Source organism: Clostridium sp., assembly GCF_050717535.1.
Lineage (GTDB): Bacteria > Bacillota > Clostridia > Clostridiales > Clostridiaceae > Clostridium_AD.
In genome coordinates, this window is sequence record NZ_JBOITM010000076.1 from 26829 (window position 1) to 44537 (window position 17709).

General features: G+C 31.8%; 15 protein-coding genes. 7 read left to right on the forward strand and 8 right to left on the reverse strand.

The features are described from left to right. Positions 1–40 precede the first annotated feature (40 nt). Both ACREVU_RS14620 and ACREVU_RS14625 read right to left on the reverse strand, forming a co-directional pair. Positions 41–991, reverse strand: coding sequence for a glycosyltransferase family 2 protein (locus ACREVU_RS14620; RefSeq protein ID WP_431552341.1), 951 nt, complete (start codon positions 989–991; stop codon positions 41–43). 2 nt (positions 992–993) lie between these two features. Next, the gene (locus tag ACREVU_RS14625) at positions 994–3642 is read right to left on the reverse strand and encodes a YfhO family protein (protein ID WP_431552342.1); all 2649 of its coding nucleotides are present in this window, start codon (positions 3640–3642) and stop codon (positions 994–996) included. A gap of 335 nt (positions 3643–3977) precedes the next feature. On the opposite strand from ACREVU_RS14625, the gene ACREVU_RS14630 reads away from it, so the two are divergent. Together ACREVU_RS14630 and ACREVU_RS14635 are read left to right on the forward strand one after the other, a co-directional pair. Next, complete coding sequence (locus ACREVU_RS14630) at positions 3978–5093, forward strand: PfkB family carbohydrate kinase (protein WP_431552343.1); 1116 nt, start codon at positions 3978–3980, stop codon at positions 5091–5093. Between the two features lie 527 nt (positions 5094–5620). Further along, positions 5621–5815, forward strand: coding sequence for a hypothetical protein (locus tag ACREVU_RS14635; protein WP_431552344.1), 195 nt, complete (start codon positions 5621–5623; stop codon positions 5813–5815). 276 nt (positions 5816–6091) lie between these two features. Here ACREVU_RS14635 and ACREVU_RS14640 read toward each other — a convergent pair whose 3' ends face one another. The 4 genes from ACREVU_RS14640 to ACREVU_RS14655 form a co-directional block, all read right to left on the reverse strand. Further along, positions 6092–7258: an iron-containing alcohol dehydrogenase gene (locus ACREVU_RS14640; protein ID WP_431552345.1), complete on the reverse strand. Its 1167-nt coding sequence runs from the start codon at positions 7256–7258 to the stop codon at positions 6092–6094. A gap of 106 nt (positions 7259–7364) precedes the next feature. Next, positions 7365–8057 carry a phosphoribosylanthranilate isomerase gene (locus tag ACREVU_RS14645; RefSeq protein WP_431552346.1) on the reverse strand — a complete coding sequence of 231 codons (693 nt, stop codon included), beginning with the start codon at positions 8055–8057 and terminating at the stop codon, positions 7365–7367. A gap of 13 nt (positions 8058–8070) precedes the next feature. Then, entirely contained in the window at positions 8071–9006 is a 936-nt protein-coding gene (locus ACREVU_RS14650) for a PfkB family carbohydrate kinase (protein ID WP_431552347.1), read from the reverse strand. A 192-nt stretch (positions 9007–9198) separates the two neighbouring features. Beyond that, positions 9199–9891 carry a DUF975 family protein gene (locus ACREVU_RS14655; RefSeq protein WP_431552348.1) on the reverse strand — a complete coding sequence of 231 codons (693 nt, stop codon included), beginning with the start codon at positions 9889–9891 and terminating at the stop codon, positions 9199–9201. 286 nt (positions 9892–10177) lie between these two features. On the opposite strand from ACREVU_RS14655, the gene ACREVU_RS14660 reads away from it, so the two are divergent. From ACREVU_RS14660 to ACREVU_RS14675, 4 genes are all read left to right on the forward strand, one after another. Then, positions 10178–10606: a MarR family winged helix-turn-helix transcriptional regulator gene (locus tag ACREVU_RS14660; protein WP_431552349.1), complete on the forward strand. Its 429-nt coding sequence runs from the start codon at positions 10178–10180 to the stop codon at positions 10604–10606. Positions 10607–10608: 2 nt separating this feature from the next. Further along, positions 10609–12006, forward strand: coding sequence for an MATE family efflux transporter (locus tag ACREVU_RS14665; RefSeq protein ID WP_431552350.1), 1398 nt, complete (start codon positions 10609–10611; stop codon positions 12004–12006). Between the two features lie 309 nt (positions 12007–12315). Next, positions 12316–12765, forward strand: a complete 450-nt coding sequence (locus ACREVU_RS14670; RefSeq protein ID WP_431552351.1) for a MarR family winged helix-turn-helix transcriptional regulator — start codon at positions 12316–12318, stop codon at positions 12763–12765. Between the two features lie 38 nt (positions 12766–12803). Further along, positions 12804–13736, forward strand: a complete 933-nt coding sequence (locus ACREVU_RS14675; protein ID WP_431552352.1) for a Rossmann-fold NAD(P)-binding domain-containing protein — start codon at positions 12804–12806, stop codon at positions 13734–13736. A gap of 5 nt (positions 13737–13741) precedes the next feature. Here the strand turns inward: ACREVU_RS14675 and ACREVU_RS14680 are convergent, their stop codons facing one another. Further along, the gene (locus ACREVU_RS14680) at positions 13742–14347 is read right to left on the reverse strand and encodes a lactate utilization protein (protein WP_431552353.1); all 606 of its coding nucleotides are present in this window, start codon (positions 14345–14347) and stop codon (positions 13742–13744) included. 329 nt (positions 14348–14676) lie between these two features. After that, positions 14677–15999 (reverse strand): YjiH family protein, encoded by a 1323-nt coding sequence (locus ACREVU_RS14685; protein ID WP_431552354.1) that lies wholly within the window; start codon positions 15997–15999, stop codon positions 14677–14679. 463 nt (positions 16000–16462) lie between these two features. Here ACREVU_RS14685 and ACREVU_RS14690 point away from each other — a divergent pair, with 463 nt between their 5' ends. After that, positions 16463–17695 carry a lysozyme inhibitor LprI family protein gene (locus ACREVU_RS14690; RefSeq protein WP_431552355.1) on the forward strand — a complete coding sequence of 411 codons (1233 nt, stop codon included), beginning with the start codon at positions 16463–16465 and terminating at the stop codon, positions 17693–17695. Positions 17696–17709: the final 14 nt, after the last annotated feature.

Below are 17709 nucleotides of genomic sequence, written 5' to 3' on the forward strand. Positions count from 1 at the left end.
TGCAAGTTTGCGTTCTCATTGTTACGGAATCCTATGGGTTTTACTTCACTAGGAGATCCTCATTATTCTTAATTTCGTCTGCAACAATATATCTTGGCCTGTATTTAACTTCTTCATATATTCTGGCAATATAGGTTCCTATAATTCCAAGACTTATCATTAAGCAGCTTCCAATAATGAGGAGTAGCAGAATAACTGTTGTGAAGCCACTCAAGGCCATACCCATAAGCTTCATGTACAGTGTCTGGATTCCAAGTACCAACGCGCCAATAAGAAAAAGCACCCCCGTAAAAGTAACTATATAAAGTGGAAATGATGAAAAAGAGGTAATGGCTTTAACTGCAAGTGCGCACAGATTAAAAACAGACCACTTTGAAACTCCTTTTGTCCTGATTCCTACATTAAAGGGGATGCTTATTCGATTATACCCAACCCAAGCTGACATTCCCCTAAAGAAGGTACCTCTTTCGTTCATGCTATGCCATGCTAGTATAACTTTTTTATCCAATAGCTTGAAATCTGAAGCCTGCTGCATATTAAATCCGGAAAGCTTGCTTTGTATACGATAAAATAAATTAGCTCCTACTTTTTTAATCATGCTCTCATTTCCACGTAAGGCCTTAACACCTTCCACAACATCATATCCCTCATACTTCCATAACCTTATCATCTCAGGTATTAATGTAGGTGGGTGCTGCAGGTCAGCATCCATGATTATACAGCAATCGCCCTCAGCAGCTTCTAGTCCTGCACAAAGTGCTGCTTCTTTGCCAAAATTCCTGCTAAGTCTCAATGCTTTAATACATGGAGTTTTCTCAGAAAGCATTTTAAGTCTGGACCATGTGCCGTCAGTGGAGCCATCATCAACAAGCAAAATCATAAACTGCATACCTGTTTCTTCTAAATACGTCCTAATAACACTGATATTTTCACAAATCTGGCTTTCTTCGTTGTATACCGGAATGACAACTGTGATAAATGACTTTTCCATTGTTATTTAACCCCCTTTCTGAGATGTTTAATAGTGGGAACCATGATGTCTGACTTTTTTATGAAAACAAAGAGTAGTATTAGAACGGATACCAAGGTAATCATAAGCCCCATGAAAAGTTTTTCTGGAAAAAACCACAATTCAATCTTATGGGAGCCTTTTAGCAGATCAAAGCTCAATAAACAATCATCCACAGCCTGTGTTTTAACCTCCTGGTTATCCACTTTGACATGCCACCCCTTATCAAAAGGTATGGACATTACCATCAGTCCGTCACTTATTGCATCCACGTGACCGGAGATGCTGGTATCAGTAAAGTTTTCAATTGTCATTGATTTTTTGCGGATAAGTGATATCGCCTTTTTAAATGCGGGTATATTCAAAGTGTAGGCATATACTTTAAATTGTCCGGTTTCAGCACTTGACTTATCAAAATTAATTTTAAGCTCTGCAGAAGACCCAGGCTTGCAAAATCCAAGATTAAGTATAGAGGAATGTCTTGGATTAAATTCAACTTTTTTGCCATTGGTCGAAACAAATCCACTGCCTTTCATATTAGAGGGTGTCTTATAGTATAGGTAGACTTGCTGGGCTTTATTTATTGCAAAATCAATACTTGCTTTAGAATCACTATCCTTATTAATTCGCTTAAAGCTATAATAGGGTGAACTATTGCCGCTATATTCAAGGTTATTTTGAATTCCCTGCGTTTGGTCAATAGGGATTAGAACATCAGGTACACCACAAATAGCTTCTATAAGAAGATTTTGAGTTTCAAGTGGATTAGGCCCTGAGCTACTGTCAAAGTTTTTTAGCCCAATGGTAGACTGAAAGCCCAGCGGCAAAACATAAGGGTTTGTAAAAATCTTTAATTTGTCGGTGGTTGCAGTCTGTTTGTACAATTTTTCATCAATAGCCATGTTTCGATAAATCAGATATTTAATGCCGAGAAGAGAATCCAGTATTGCAGTGGAGCCCTCGTAGTCGTAACTGTTAATACCGTTGCTAGAGTACCCGAGATTCTCAAGCATTTTTACAGGTTTTGCGGAGATAGTGGAAGAAAAAATCGATAGGCCTCGATAATTATACAGAGCAGGATCATTGGTGGTTTGGGATGGCAGTATCTCCAAACGATAAAAGTCTTTATCCTTCTGCGAAATAGCAGAAAGCTGATCACGAATTTGGGAAACTTCCGTTCCGCTTGCATAGCTATTTCGAGTTGAGTAGCCTTCAGTTGAATCAATTTTAATAATTGTCGCAATGGTATTAGTGGTTATCTCGGCAGTAAGTATAAGAAATATAATTAGAGTTTTAAGGGATGGTCTGATATTGCACGAGCGATCAATGGTAAGGGCCACTGCATATAAAATAATAAAAGTTGCACTGATATATATGGTGTGAAATCCAATTGATAAATTATCAAATTTCTGTGAGATAAGAATAACACCCAAAATAGATAAACATATATTGCCTATTTGTTTTCCATTAAATTCCTTTAGTTTTCTAAAAGCTTCATAGCTCATGGATAATACGAGAAAGATGTAAACAAAGGAAAATCGATATGGAAGCTGGTTAGGGTAATGAAAGCCATGCCAAATAAAATTCAATATATTAATATTGAAACTTAGGGTTAAAACCAGAAGAAGAGCAAGATTCCATAATTTTTCCTTCAGCGGAATGCTTTTGCTTAAAAAATAGATTGGAATGAGTATTAAAACAACAATTCCACAATACATATTGGGTGCACCTTCGCGAATAGAAGGAGATGCAGCTGTAAAATGTCTGGTTATAAAATCAAATAAATCGAAATAGTTCGTCAGTGTCTTTGGGAATATATCACCTGCTGCTGAGGTGGATTTTAATTGAAAAAATGTTGGTAGCAGAAGTATGGCTGATAACCCAGCGGACAGCAGCGAAAATCCTGCAAATTGACATGTCCTTTTTATTAGCAAAGATGTTTTTTTAAAATCATGATATTTAAAGAGACAAACGGGGTAATAGAGCAAGGTGAAAAAGCAAATAAAAAAGGCCATATAAAAATTGGACAAAAGAGCAATGGTAAGAGTAATGCAGAAAAAAATACCTTTACCCTGACGTATCAAGTTTATTAGGCCAATCATAATGAGGGGTAGAAGATAAATCGCATCCATCCACATAATATTCCAGCAAAAGGCAAGTACAAAACCGGAGAGCGCATAAAGTAATGAGAAACCTACAGTAATCAGATTTTGTTCACCATGAACAGCCTTCAGGTAAAATGCAAAACAGGACCCTGCAAGACCTACCTTTATAAGTGTCAAAACAAGTACAACTTCAGTCAAATACTCTGGTGGGAATAAAATAGTTATAAGATTTATTGGGCTGGCAAGATAATAGGCAAATAACGGCAAGAAATTCACCCCAAGGCCGCCTGACCAGGAGTAAAGAAGGCTTGCAGATGATCTAAGCTTGTCATGCAAAATTGCGATAAAGGGAGCATATTGATGGTACAAGTCTGATATTAATAAACTCCAATTTCCAAAGGGAAAAATTCTAACAGCTATATAGGCGATTTCCAGGATAAAGGCAGGCAGAAAAAATGCCAGTAAGATTACATAATGCCTTTTAATATATATACTAAATTTTCTTATAATGTTAATGTTGTTTTTCAAGATTGATCCCACCTTTATTAAGCTATATAAATTAAATGGTATATGTGAACATTTAGTTTTTATATAATTTCATATAAAATAAATAAGAGATTGTCAATTAATAAATAAGAAACTCAAATAATGTAATTCTAATAAGTCTAACTTATGGATATAACAATATAAAACAAACTATGGTTATTATACCAAAATTTCACTTGATTGAGAAGGGGAAAAGTAAACATAAAAGTGTTTGTTAGAGGAATGGTTTTTATGATATAATATTTTTAATTAATACTGTAAGATAAGGGATAGTTCAACCAAAGATACACAGCATGTTTTATGAATGTAGCATTCTAATGAAAGGAGGGATTGAGGATAATATGACAGACCGAGAATTGGAGATTCTAAAAATAATTAAGCACCAGCCAATGATTTCACAATATGAACTTGCCGATATGCTTGGTATTACTCGTTCTGGAGTAGCCGCTCACATTCATAATTTAACAAAAAAAGGTTATATTAAAGGAAAAGGATATGTTTTAAGCGAATCACGTTTTGTAACGATAGTAGGGGGAGTCAATATTGATATTTCAGGTAGTCCGAAGGATGAATTAGTACGTAATAACTCCAATCCTGGAAAAATAGTCCATCTGATGGGCGGAGCAGGTCGCAATATTTCTCTCACATTAACAAAACTGGAGATTCCAAATTATTTCATCTCTGTTTTTGGTGATGATTTAAATGGAAAAAAATTTTTAGACGATGCAAAAGAAAATAATATGGATGTTCAATACTGTGAAATAATTAAAGGAGAAGCAACCTCCTCATTTTTATATATTAATGATGCTGATGGAAGAAGGATAACTGGAATTGATGATATGAATATATATAATAATATGACACCTGCTTTTATTGAAAAAAATCTAGACAGAATCAATAATTCTGAATATTGTATTATCGATACTAACCTCCCAGAAGATACGATTAATTATATTTGTAAAAAGGTTACATCCCCATTAGTAGTCAAAACTGTATCATTAAACAAAAATAATCGACTTATTCACAATTTAAAGAAGATTGAAATTTTAATAACGACCAAAAATGAATTGGCACAATTGTTATCACAATTGAATGAAGAATATACTAGTTTTAACCAGTCTGTTGATTTTATGTTAAGTAAAGGTGTAAAAAATATCATTGTCTTTTCCATAAATAGTGGTCTGTTTTTTAAAAACTATAACAATAAATACCACCTTAAAGTTAATCACTCATTTGTTGTAAATACTAACGGTGCTAGTGCAACATTGACTGGAGCTTTGATTTGGGGATTACAGAATAATATGAAATGGGAAGAAGCTTTAAAATATGCCTATGCTGCTGCCATCAGTACCATGGAAACGCAAGAAACTGTAAACCCAAAATTATCACAAGAATTCCTTTTTGAAAAAAAGCAACTTTTTTTCAAAAATTAGAAGACCCCCCGGCAGACGTGAACAAATTGTAAATACAATTTGTTTTGCTATTCGTAACAAATATCTTAACGTATAAAATCTGCGTATGCGTAATATCAATTTTCATCGTTAAATCTCTCCCCAGAAATTCAAGATAAACATTTTAAATTCACTACCAATATATGATCTCCATAAGTTGTCATATTATCATCTATCAATGCTTCGTGGAGTTGTCTTCCCAGTAGTATCAACAAAAGAATTGTAATAGGATGTTAATACATATCTCGTGTTATTTTTAGAAATCTTTATAGTTATGTTTGATTTTTGCTTACGGTCCAAAATATGTATTGGACTGGCAAGGTTACTTTTAGCACTGCTTTGTTAAAGACGATATACTTTGGAGCTATGTACTATTTGCTAAGTAATGCAAATATATTCTATACTTTAAAACCAATCTCCAAATTTTCAAGTGTATATATGAAATTCAAGGAATTTTAATATTTATGTCGAATATATTCATAAAATACTTTCTGAAGGTGAGTAAACTTATGGATATGAATGATATATTATCAATTGACATGGAAATGTACTATGATTGCAAAATGAATTTTATGGTAGGGCTTTGTGAACAGCTCAAATTGCCAGAAGTGTTCAACTTAAATTTAGAAAAAAGTTTAGGAAGGAAGACGGATATTTCTTATGGAATAATGGCTGAAATGATGATAGGTTTGGTAAATTTTTAGATGCATTTCATGAAGCTGGCCCAAGAAAAATATTTGGTGAGCTAAGTTCCCAAGCATTTGTCAATTATGGAATAGAGGTAACAAACATAAATTATGACACGACTTCAAAAGTAATGTGGGAACTTATGAAACAGAAGAACTTAAAGAATTTTCTACAAATATATTTAAAAAATATTAAAAGATACTGTTTTTAATGAAAATCAAGTAAAAAAACCCTAAAATTAAATGTAGGGTTTTTGTAATATATTGTGCGGAGTATAAGTTAAATTATTAAGACTAGCCACTATATTCTTGTCCAAAAATATCTAGTAGCTTTTTTGCTAAATCAAGATTAATTTCCATGGGTGAATTATTAGCAAAACGTTCTTCTACTACCTTTTGTGCGTTGGATAGAATATCTTCTTTTGAAAGATTAAATTTTGTCAAAGGTTCCATAACGACTACTGTATCTCTGAACCATTTAAATCTTTCTGCAGTAATTTTACCTATTTCTAAATCAGTAAGATCTTTAGAAAATTCTGCTCCCATAATCAAACCAATTTCCTTGATTTTTTTCGAATTGGCTTGCGCTGTATACATAAGTGTTCCTGGTAGTGCATAAGCACATGCCATTCCATGTGGAATTCCATAAAGTGAGCCAATGATATGAGCCTGTGAATGTCCAATATGTGTTCCTGCATTATTTAACATCCATCCGCCTAAAGCGGCTGCAACCATCATGCGCTCTCTTGCTTCTATGTCATCACCGTTTTTTACAGCACTAGGAAGATATTTCACAATTAAGTACATGATCTTTTCACAAATTGCATCTGTAATTGGTGAGGACAACCTAGAGGTATAACCTTCTGCAGCATGAGAAAATGTATCTAAACCAGTTGCGGCGGTCATGTTTTTAGGGAGTGTTATAGTTAGTTCAGGATCTAAGATAGCATATTCACTTACCGCTTTATTTGATAGTACGGCTAATTTTTCATGTGTGTCTGGATCAGTAACTATTAATGCATTGGATAATTCACTTCCAGTTCCTGAAGTAGTAGGTACAGAAATCAATCCTTTACAAAGCTCAGTGATTTCTTTTCCTAATGCGTAATCACTGATTTTCCCGCCTAGAGTACGAACAATATTGATACCTCTTGCGGAATCGATTGAGCTGCCTCCTCCAATTCCAATAACACAGTCACACTGATTTTTAGCAAATAGCTCTGCACCCTGATCAATTACAACTGTTGGTGGATCTGAAACAATTTTATCGTAAATATAATACTCAAAACCATTAGTTTTTAGAATTTCTAAAATGTTTTTTATAGGGGGTGTAGTGACTAAGAATCCATCAATTGCTATCATAGGTTTTTTATATTCTTCTAATTTTAAGATTTCTACAATCGTATTTCCAAGTTCTCGAGAAAAAATAACTTTTACCTTTTGTTCTAATTTAAAATCCATAATATTACTCTCCTTGGTTCTAACATTTATGATATAAAAGTTTCTTATATTAAGCTACTGAACAAATAAGAACATGATATATAATTTATACTAATGTGTTTCAGTTTTATAGCCCTAATTCTCTTGATACTTGATCTGCTTTTTCACAGAATTCTTTTACTTTTGAAATATCTTTTTCCATTATACCATCCTCATATTTGTAACTGGTTTTTGTTAAGGAATCCACTCCGTAAGGTCTTACTTGTCGAATACATTCTTCTACGTTGTCAGGTCCAAGTCCACCAGCCATAATGACAGGAATATTCACGGATTTTATAATTTCAGCATCTATATTCCAATCATGAGTAAGTCCACTTGCTCCAATACCGGTATCAGCAGCGAGTCCTGAATCAGTTAAAATGTAGTCGCAAAATTTTGCATACTCACGGGCTCTACCTACAGCTGCTGGTCCATCTACTAAAACAGCCTGCATAAGCTCTACTCCAGGGCATTCTTTATGTAGCCTATTAGCAAATGCTACATCTGCCGTGAAATCCATTCCTGCAATATGCATAATATCTGGCTTTACACGTTTTGAAATAAAAATCATTTCATCTGGATCTTTATTCAGCATAATGGCAACACATTTTACTCCTCTTTTTTTAGCTTCATCAAATATACGATCTACAACATCAAATGGTACACGGTGTGCTGGAACACCACCACTTTGCATAGGTACCAAACCGATATGATCTGCACCCGCATCCATGGTTGCTATACTTTCATTATAATTCACTAAAGAATAAATTTGTTTTATCATCACTTTGCACCTCTTATAAATATTTTTTTGCTCGTTCTTCTAAGTTTTTGATATTAAAATATGGAGAAACTGACTGTGCTACTTCTACGGTTAAACTTGCTGCTGCCTGTGCTAGTTGTCCAATCTTAGTAAGTGTTAGTTTGTCCAGATACTTAAAACGTGCCCATATAATTGTAGCCATGCTACAATCACCAGCTCCATTTACACTGACAATGTGAGTAGGTAAAATGGCAACAGAGTCAACATCACCCTCTCTTGAACATAAGATTCCTTTTGATCCCATAGAGATAAAAACATTTTTCACACCTTTTTGATTCAAAATCTTAGCAGCTTTCATGGCAGTTTTCTCATCCACAATATCAACACCCGTCAGAAAGCCAGCTTCTAATTCATTTGGTTTAAATGTATCAATTTTGTTTAATACATTTTCAAACCTGTTAACTTTTGTAACGGAAACAGGATCTACAAATACAGGCACACTGCAATGAATTAGTAGCCATTCAATAGATTCTTTTGGAACATTTCCATCAATTACACAAATAGATGCTCCATTAATAAAATCCATGCGTTTTTCAAAAAAATCGGGTGTCATATATTCTGTAATCTTCATATCATTAACAGCAGTGACCATATCTCCTTGATTATCAGTCACATACAAATAAATTGAACTTTTTGTGTTTGGAACACATTCTGCATAATCAAGTTGGATATTATGCTTTTTACAATCATCAGAAAGGATTTTACCAAAATAATCATCACCATATACTCCAACTAGATAGGTAGGTACATCTAACTTTGTAAGATTTTGAGCAATGTTTTGTCCAACTCCACCAACGGTCATCTGAATATCTCCAATATTTGAATCTTTTTCTCTATATATATCTCCACTGAGGCCTGCTAAATCAAGATTTAAACCTCCTATCACTACTACATAATCTTTCGTTTCCATTTCGACACCACCTTGCTTTGTATTTGAATTATAGCATCATCTTTTTATAAAGACAACAAATATTTACAGCATAAACATTTGTTTATATGATAAAGTATCCTATATTACTATGGAGCATAAAAAGAATAGACTATTAATAGCCTATTCTTTTTACACCGAACGCTAAATTAACTACAATAATATGTAAATACTTTATATTAAAGTTTGTTCACTATAATTTTGTTTAATATCTAAAAAGAAATTAGCATATGTTAACTCCATATAAGGTACTATCCATAATAAACCAATACCTACTGTAAGTAATGCTACAAAGCCCCATCCTATAAAACTTAATTGTAAAAGAAAAAATTCCATTTTATGGCCATACATTATTTTTCTACTTCTAATTAATGCTTCTTTTATTCCAATATTTTTCTCATCCGCTATAATATAATATGACATTGTATAGATTAATTCTATAAAAATTGAAACAGTAACTACAACTATTGAAATAATTACACCACTATTGGCTCCTGTATTGGGCGCCACAAATGAAATTAATTGCTGAATTATACTTGGAATATTTAATACTATATAAATTATTAAGGCTGCTAAAAGTCTATTGAATCCGGTAAGTATATCCATCAATCTTACTTTTTCGCTTTTACTAAATTTAACATAGAATATTGCTGAACTTAGTGCTAATGGTGATGTTAATACTAAAATTATATTAAAAGTATTATCCATGTTAACTTTAAATATAAAGTGTATTATTGCATAAAGTATAGCTTCTATAATCCCGTATGACAGTGTAAATAATATAGTCTTGCCTCTATTATCTTTTAGTTGCTCTCTTGCTTGTTTTCTGTAATCTGGTTGACCATTTAATTGTGTTTCGACCTCCATGTTTTTATGCCTCCTTCTGTTTCATTTAGTGCTTATAATTAGCTAATAATATTAGCAATCACTCTATTTGTATATTACTTTTGAATTTTAGAAAAATGTATCTCTTATTCAAGATATTAGCCCATAAAGTTCTATAAAACAAGTTTAGAAGCATAAAAAAGCATTAATAACACATAAACGGAACTATTATATTGTATATTTGCAATATTTGTTGCTTAATAGTTGCCTAAGAAACTATTGTGATGTATAATAGTTTCTTGGGCAACTATTATGGGAGGATGAAAATATGCGTAAAATAATAGGAAAAAATATTTCAATATTATATAGACATGAAAAAAATTTTGTAGATGCTAAGCTAAAAAAATACAATCTCAATAAAGTTCAAGCGGAAGTATTGTTATTTTTATGGGAGGACAATGGCGCTAACCTAACACAAATAAATGAATTGTTTTTATTTAATAAGGCTACTATAACAAAAATAATAACCCATCTTGAAAAATATAATTATGTTAATAGAGTAGTTTGCGAGAGTGATAGACGAGAAAAGGGCATATATTTAACTGATAAAGCAAAAAATATATTTTCTAGTATTACAGAAATACTAAAAGAATGGGAGGATATTCTCATTGCTAATATTTCAAATGATGATATAGAAAAAATAAGAAGTATGCTAGCCAAAATGGTAGATAATATAACGAGATTAAAGGAGAATTAACAATGAAAGAAAGTATGTATAAACTAGGTAATATGGATATAAAGAAGCTGATTATAAAGATGTCGTTGCCAGCAATGCTGTCTATGATTGTACAAGCACTATATAATGTTGTAGACAGTATGTTTGTAGCAAAAATATCAGTGAAGGCACTTACAGCTTTATCCATAGTTTTTCCAATACAATTAATAATAGTATCAATATTTGTGGGACTTGGTGTGGGGGTTAACTCATTTATGTCAAGAAAACTGGGTGAGGAGAATAAAGATGTTGCGACAAATACGGCGGAACACGGATTTGCAATAGGTATTATATTGTGGATTATGCTTGCGATTTGTTCAACATTTGTACCTCAAATGTTTTCTAAGCTATTTACTAACGACCCTGTTGTTATTAAATATGCAACACAGTATACTAGGATTATTATGCTGTTCTCATTTGGGAGCATTATATCAGAAGTGTGTATGAATATTTTAAGATCCACAGGTGACATGTTAAGTTCTATGAGAATACAGTTATTAGGTGCGATAACCAACATTGTTTTAGACCCAATTCTTATTTACGGATTATTGTTTTTTCCTAAATTGGATGTGCGAGGGGCAGCAATAGCAACGGTTATTGGTCAAATATGTTCTATGTTATATGCACTTAAACTTGTACTTAGAAACAAAAATGGACTAAAACTAAATTTAAAGAAATTTCATTATAGTAGAAATATCACAGGTGAAATACTCAAAGTTGGAATCCCTGCTATGTTTATGCAAATGGTGGGATCCGTAATGGTATCTGGTATAAATTTGATTTTAGCAGGATTTTCTGGAACTGCTGTTGCAGTATTTGGAGCATATTTTAAATTACAATCTTTTATATATATGCCTGTATTCGGATTGACACAAGGACTTATGCCTATAATTGGCTATAATTATGGAGCAAAAAATAAGCAAAGGGTACTTGAAACTGTTAAGTATGGTTGCATATTTGCGTGTGCAATAATGCTGGTTGGTACTACTGTATTTGTAATATTTCCGAGGCAGCTGCTTATGCTATTTAGCAGTACATCACAGATGGAGGCAATTGGGATTGAGTGTTTGAGAATTATCAGTATAGGTTTTATGTTTTCTGGGGTAGCAATAGTTCTTTCCGTGGTTTTCCAAGCGCTTGGTAAAGCAGAAGTAAGCCTTGTTATATCTTTTGCAAGACAGATTATTATTTTATTACCATTGGCATTTTTTCTAAGTAAATTAATTGGATTAACCGGAATATGGATGGCATTCCCAATATCAGAAACAGTTTCGCTAATAATTTCTGGGTACTTTGCAATCAGAGTATATCGAGAAAAAATTCGAGATTTAGGGGACGAAATACAAGATGGTAGTAGCTACGATTTGCTAGAGGAAATATAATTATTATATGTTGACACAAGTAACCCTATAGCAATTTGATATGGGGTTACTTGCTTTTAAGTTAATATTAACATTGAAAATGATTAGTTATCTCATTTGACCTTGTGGCTTTTGGCAGAAATCATTTCCTTGATTTTGCATGTACAAGAGTTATTGAAGTAATAATAATTTAAGTGCAGTTGACAAATAGTGTTTATAGTTATATTATATAATAGTTATGTTATATAACAGTTAAATGAGTAACTATTATATAATTTCACTTTGTAGTCAAACTAAATTAAAAATATATTTAAATGAATGGAGAATTGAATGGGGAATGAATATATTGATGAAATTTTTGATGAATTAATATCGGTTTTTCCGATGTTTACAAAAAAAATTTTTGTAATAAATGACAATACAATTACAAATAAGGGAATAGCAAGGGCACACGTAAATCTAATGCGTTTCTTGAAAACCGAAGGTGCTTGTACCATGACAGATTTAGGTAAAATGCTTTATGTGTCAAAACCGAATATAACTGTATTAGTTAATAAACTTGTGGAATTTAATATGGTGAAAAGGATATTAGATCAAAATGACAGGCGGATAATCTATATAGAACTAACGGAAATAGGGCATACTTGTTTAGAAAAACATACAGAGGCTATGAAAATATCTTTTAATAAAAGCATGCAGAAATTTAATATAGACGATCTGGCATTGTTAAAAGAAACACTTAACAATATGAAAATCATTGTAGAAAAAATCGAAGAATAGTATATGTTTTTGGAACATTATACGAGGAGGGCTAACGTATGAAATTAGGTTTTATTATCCCCAATTATCCTGATGAAAAAAGAGTTGCATTATTACCTACGCATGTAAAGGATTTTGAGAATGACATTGTGATTGAACATAACTTTGGACTTAATCTAAATATAAAAGATTATGAATATGAAAAAGTTGGGTGTAAAATAGCCACGCGTGCTGAAATTTTTTCTGATTGTCCTGCAATTTTCTCAATTAAATGTATTCAAGAAGATGACTATAAAAATATTAGACCAAACCAAATGATTATTGGTTGGACTCATCCTAACGGGTCTGGCAAAGGTTTTATGGAATCACAATTTAATTTAAAAAATCTAACAATTGTAGATTTGGACAATGTTCATCCTCAAGTTTATTACAAAGATAAGATAAAATTAATCGATTGGATTAAACCGAATTTTATCAAAGATAATAGCTTCATTGCTGGATATTCTTCTGTTTTACATGCTTTGTTAAACTTTGGTATGATACCAGATCATAGCACAAATATAGCAGTACTAGGCTGTGGGAACGTTTCTCAAGGAGCATTTTGTGCTGTTTCAAAATTTAATAATAATGTAAGAATGTTTTATAGAAAAACTATGCATGAGTTTATTGAAGAACGCGAAAGCTTTGATATTATAATAAATGGTATTGAGGTAGATCAAACTGGACTGCACATACTATCTTTAGAGCAGCAAAAGGGTTTAAAGAAAAACTGCTTAATAATTGATGCTGCTGCAAATGCTGGTAAAGCTATTGAAGGTACAATCTTTTCTACTTTAAATAATCCCATCTATAATAAAGAAGACGTGTATTATTATGTAGTAAGTAATGCACCATCTATTTTCTATAAACAAGCAAGTCTTAAAATAAGTGAAAGTTTCAGTAAAAATGTTTACCAAAGAGATGTCAATATATTTAAAGACTTGGTTGAATAAATTTATTAGAATCCAAGCTCTTCATCTATCAATACGACTTCCATATCCATGTTATACATCTTTTTATAGTAAATTACAAGGCCATTGCAGATACGATCTGGACTGGAACAATTATAACAATGATCTCCTTTTATTGCACATGGGGTTCTAAGTCCTAATCTCATAGCATTATGAGGAGCAGCAATGTTACGTGCACGCCAAATGGCATCCTCAAGTGACTGCGAGATTTTATTTGTGCCGACAACAAAATATACCTTCTTATGACCGAACAGTGATCCAGCTACACGATTACCCGTGTCATCAATATTAACAAACTCTCCTGATTCTGATAGGGCATTGACTGACGTCAGAAAAATATCTGTAGTCAGGCATTCTATTGCAGTATCGCCGAATGTTTTCCCTGCCACCAAATGCTTAGGGTCAACAACCTTGTTATGCGTGGCAAGTCTATCAAACAAGTTCATATGTAGCATAGTATCAGAATCACCAAATCCAATATAAGTGTCATTAAGACTGCTGTCTAAATACAGTGCCGCATCTTCGGCGGTTTTAAAGAAGCTTACCTCATAATTATTTTTCTTAAGTGCGGTAATTGTTTTTTCAATATTCATAGTTTTGTTATATCCTCCAATCTATTTTTCATTTAAAATCCTTTTTATGTTTTACTTTATAATAATTTTTGTTAAAGATTCTTTTTTAAAATAATAAACTCAACTTTTAGCTATATATGTATTATACTATATTTTTGTTTCGATTTTGTAAACATACCTTCATAGTTGTAGGTATATTCGAAGATGCTTTCACCGGGAGAGTTGATATGATGTAGTGGATAAATATAATAAAAAATCATGAATGTAAGGTGGCATACATTCATGATATTTTATTATTTTTATATTTACTTTTGGTTGTTTTTTTTAGATAAATTGTCAGTGTAACTCACTTATAATATTATATATGCAATAGGTATAGTTATTATTAATGTAAGTACTACCCTTTCAAACCATATTATAATTATCTCAGGTATACTTACTGGTATATCAGTTGACAATATGCATGGTATTGATGCAGAGAAAAACAATATTCCTGAAACTGATACTACCGCAACTACAAATTTTGTTACAAGAGGAGCACCAACAACTAACAATGCAGGTAAAAACATTTCAGCTATTCCTACTGCACATGCTTTTGATGCGAGCAATGGTTGTGGTAATTTAAACAGCAAAGTTATTGGGTAAAAAACATATCCTATTATATTAAACACAGGTGTGTATTTTGCAAGAACTAATCCTAATAATCCTACAGACATTATTGATGGTAATATTCCCATAGCCATAATAAATCCATCTTTTAGATTATCAACAATATTTTTTCCTATTGATACTGAATTTTTGGAAGCATCTATTCCTGCTTCCCATGCATTTTTAAATATATTTCCACCCTTAGATATTTCAGGATTACCCTTTTGATTATTATAGTATTCATCAGATTTATGACTTAAAGGTCTTAGTCTTACAGTAATGGCTGTAACGATAAAAGTAATTATTAATGTTACCCAAAAATATTTAGTCCACAAATTCATTATTCCTAATGTTTTTGCAACTATAATCATAAAAGTTGCAGATACGGTAGAAAATCCTGTAGCAATAATTGCAGCTTCTTTTGTTGTATATTTTCCCTCTTTATAAACCCTGTTAGTAATTAACAATGCAATAGAATAACTTCCCACAAAAGAAGCAACTGCATCAACAGCAGAACGTCCGGGAGTTTTCCATACTGGGCTCATAATTGGTTTCATTAAGACACCTATAAATTCCATAAGTCCATAACCAACTAAAAATGCTAAAAATACTGAACCTAAAGGAACAATTAAGCCTACTGGGATAACTAACGAATTAAATAAGAATGGAATCATGTCTTTTTCAAATAGAAAGCGTGGCCCAAAGTTAAAGAATGCCATGAATCCTATTGCGATACCTGATAATTTAAGTAAAGAAAATACTAATGTTACCTTATCTTTGTTCCATGTTTTTTTGTAGAAAGGATATAATCCACCTAAAATAATAACTATTAGCCCATAAATTCCAGCACCTTTAGCAGATAATCCTTTTAGTGCCGTAACTAAATGGTCTATTGGGATAGTCGTTTTCCCATTTATTGTTATTGTAATAAAAAACATGAATATTCCAATTATACTATAAAATAAAAATTTAAATGTAGCATTGAGGTTGGTGTTGGGTACTTTTACAGGATGTGTATTATTCATAATTTTTATTCCTCCTCTATAAATATATAGTCAATTCGGGAACTCTTAGGCACCCATGTATCTCAGTTCCAGAGGAATATTTTCGTTCTTACCCCCAGAATTTCAAACAAATTATTTTGAAAATAGCTAAAATTTGTTTTTATTATAAAATAGTTCCTTGAAACTTTGCTAATATACACATATAAACGTTTACAAAATAGCTAAAAAAAAATTTACCTTCAATCCACTGTAAATTAATATAATTATAGCTTAATACTAAATTGTCAATTAAACGTCTATTTTTCAAGAATGTGAAATATTAAAAAATATTATATTTTGGATAGAATTATATTATAAGAAAGAATTACTGCAACTATTTTGTGATAATATGTAACTAAATTGTAAATATTAATAACCCAATAAGTATTAAACTATTAGGTGTAGATAATTAATACTATAAAGTGCGGAAAGGAAGGACACTTAAATGAATAAGAAAATAATATTAATCTCATTAATATCTTTGAGCATTTTTATTGGTGGGTGTAACTCAAAAACAATGATTAATAATACAAGTACGTCAAAGGGTGCAAGTAATAAGGGGCAACAGGCTAGTCAAGAAATAACAAATCAAAATGCAGAAGTTTCACAATCGGCAAATAATTCAGATAAAACGAATGCTTTAAATTTTGAAATAATAACTAAAACCTATGAAAATAAGAAAGTTAAAATAAATTATCCTCAAATAACTAATTTAAGTGATGTTAATAAGCAAAAACAAATTAATGACTTAATAAAAAATGATATATTAACGTACTTTAATGTAGAAAGAGAAGATTTAACTATAGATGCAAACTATGAAATAAAGTGGAAAAGCTCAAGGCTTCTAAGTATAGTATACAAAGGTTATAGCAACATTAAGACGTCAATGCATCCTGATAACAATATTTATGCAACAAACATAAATATTGAAAATGGAGCTATACTTAAATTTAAAGACCTTATTAATTTAGACAATAACTTTGCTGAAAAACTTAAAAATGTTAAATCTAGAGTATGGACACCTGAGCCATTGGATGGAATAGACGACAAGACAGCTATTAGTCTGATTGGAGAGGAGTTGAGTTGGTCTACAAATAAAGATTTAATTAACTATTTTAATTCAGATGCGTTTAACTATTGTGGTTACTTTACGAAAGATTATTTTGGCATTGGTATAGCAATTAATCATGCTGCTGGTGACTATGCAGAACTTAAAATAAAGTATGGTGACATAAAGGATAATATAAAACCAGAAAATGAAGTTTGGAAAGATTTTATTAATAATACTAAAACAGAAGATAAAGTAAAGGTTAAGGAAGAAAGCAAGAAACAGGAATATAAAACTAAACTAGACAATATTGAAATAGCACTAGAATCTTTAAAAGAGAAAGATGCTGGTACAACATTAGATATGAGAGAGGCTGCAAGTGAAAGGCTTACACAATGGGATGCAGCGCTTAACGAAATCTATAATGTATTAAAAGGACAGCTATCATCTGCTGATATGAAGAAACTGCAGAGTGAAGAAACTCAGTGGATATCAAATAGAGATGCTAAAGCTAAAAAGGAATCATTAGAAGTGAAAGGCGGAACAATGGAACCATTAATATATACTAGCTCATTACAAGATACAACAAAGAATAGATGTTATGAATTAGTAGAAAAATATATGAAGTAATAAAATTGTAGATT

Excerpts from the sequence above, each read along its gene's own strand:
- ACREVU_RS14620 (WP_431552341.1), bottom strand. The coding sequence starts at position 991 with ATGGAAAAGTCATTTATCACAGTTGTCATTCCGGTATACAACGAAGAA.
- ACREVU_RS14635 (WP_431552344.1), top strand. The coding sequence starts at position 5,621 with ATGGATATGAATGATATATTATCAATTGACATGGAAATGTACTATGAT.
- ACREVU_RS14660 (WP_431552349.1), top strand. The coding sequence starts at position 10,178 with ATGCGTAAAATAATAGGAAAAAATATTTCAATATTATATAGACATGAA.
- ACREVU_RS14685 (WP_431552354.1), bottom strand. The coding sequence starts at position 15,999 with ATGAATAATACACATCCTGTAAAAGTACCCAACACCAACCTCAATGCT.
- ACREVU_RS14630 (WP_431552343.1), top strand. The coding sequence starts at position 3,978 with ATGAAAGGAGGGATTGAGGATAATATGACAGACCGAGAATTGGAGATT.
- ACREVU_RS14690 (WP_431552355.1), top strand. The coding sequence starts at position 16,463 with ATGAATAAGAAAATAATATTAATCTCATTAATATCTTTGAGCATTTTT.
- ACREVU_RS14650 (WP_431552347.1), bottom strand. The coding sequence starts at position 9,006 with ATGGAAACGAAAGATTATGTAGTAGTGATAGGAGGTTTAAATCTTGAT.
- ACREVU_RS14670 (WP_431552351.1), top strand. The coding sequence starts at position 12,316 with ATGGGGAATGAATATATTGATGAAATTTTTGATGAATTAATATCGGTT.
- ACREVU_RS14680 (WP_431552353.1), bottom strand. The coding sequence starts at position 14,347 with ATGAATATTGAAAAAACAATTACCGCACTTAAGAAAAATAATTATGAG.
- ACREVU_RS14645 (WP_431552346.1), bottom strand. The coding sequence starts at position 8,057 with ATGATAAAACAAATTTATTCTTTAGTGAATTATAATGAAAGTATAGCA.
- ACREVU_RS14655 (WP_431552348.1), bottom strand. The coding sequence starts at position 9,891 with ATGGAGGTCGAAACACAATTAAATGGTCAACCAGATTACAGAAAACAA.
- ACREVU_RS14665 (WP_431552350.1), top strand. The coding sequence starts at position 10,609 with ATGAAAGAAAGTATGTATAAACTAGGTAATATGGATATAAAGAAGCTG.
- ACREVU_RS14640 (WP_431552345.1), bottom strand. The coding sequence starts at position 7,258 with ATGGATTTTAAATTAGAACAAAAGGTAAAAGTTATTTTTTCTCGAGAA.
- ACREVU_RS14675 (WP_431552352.1), top strand. The coding sequence starts at position 12,804 with ATGAAATTAGGTTTTATTATCCCCAATTATCCTGATGAAAAAAGAGTT.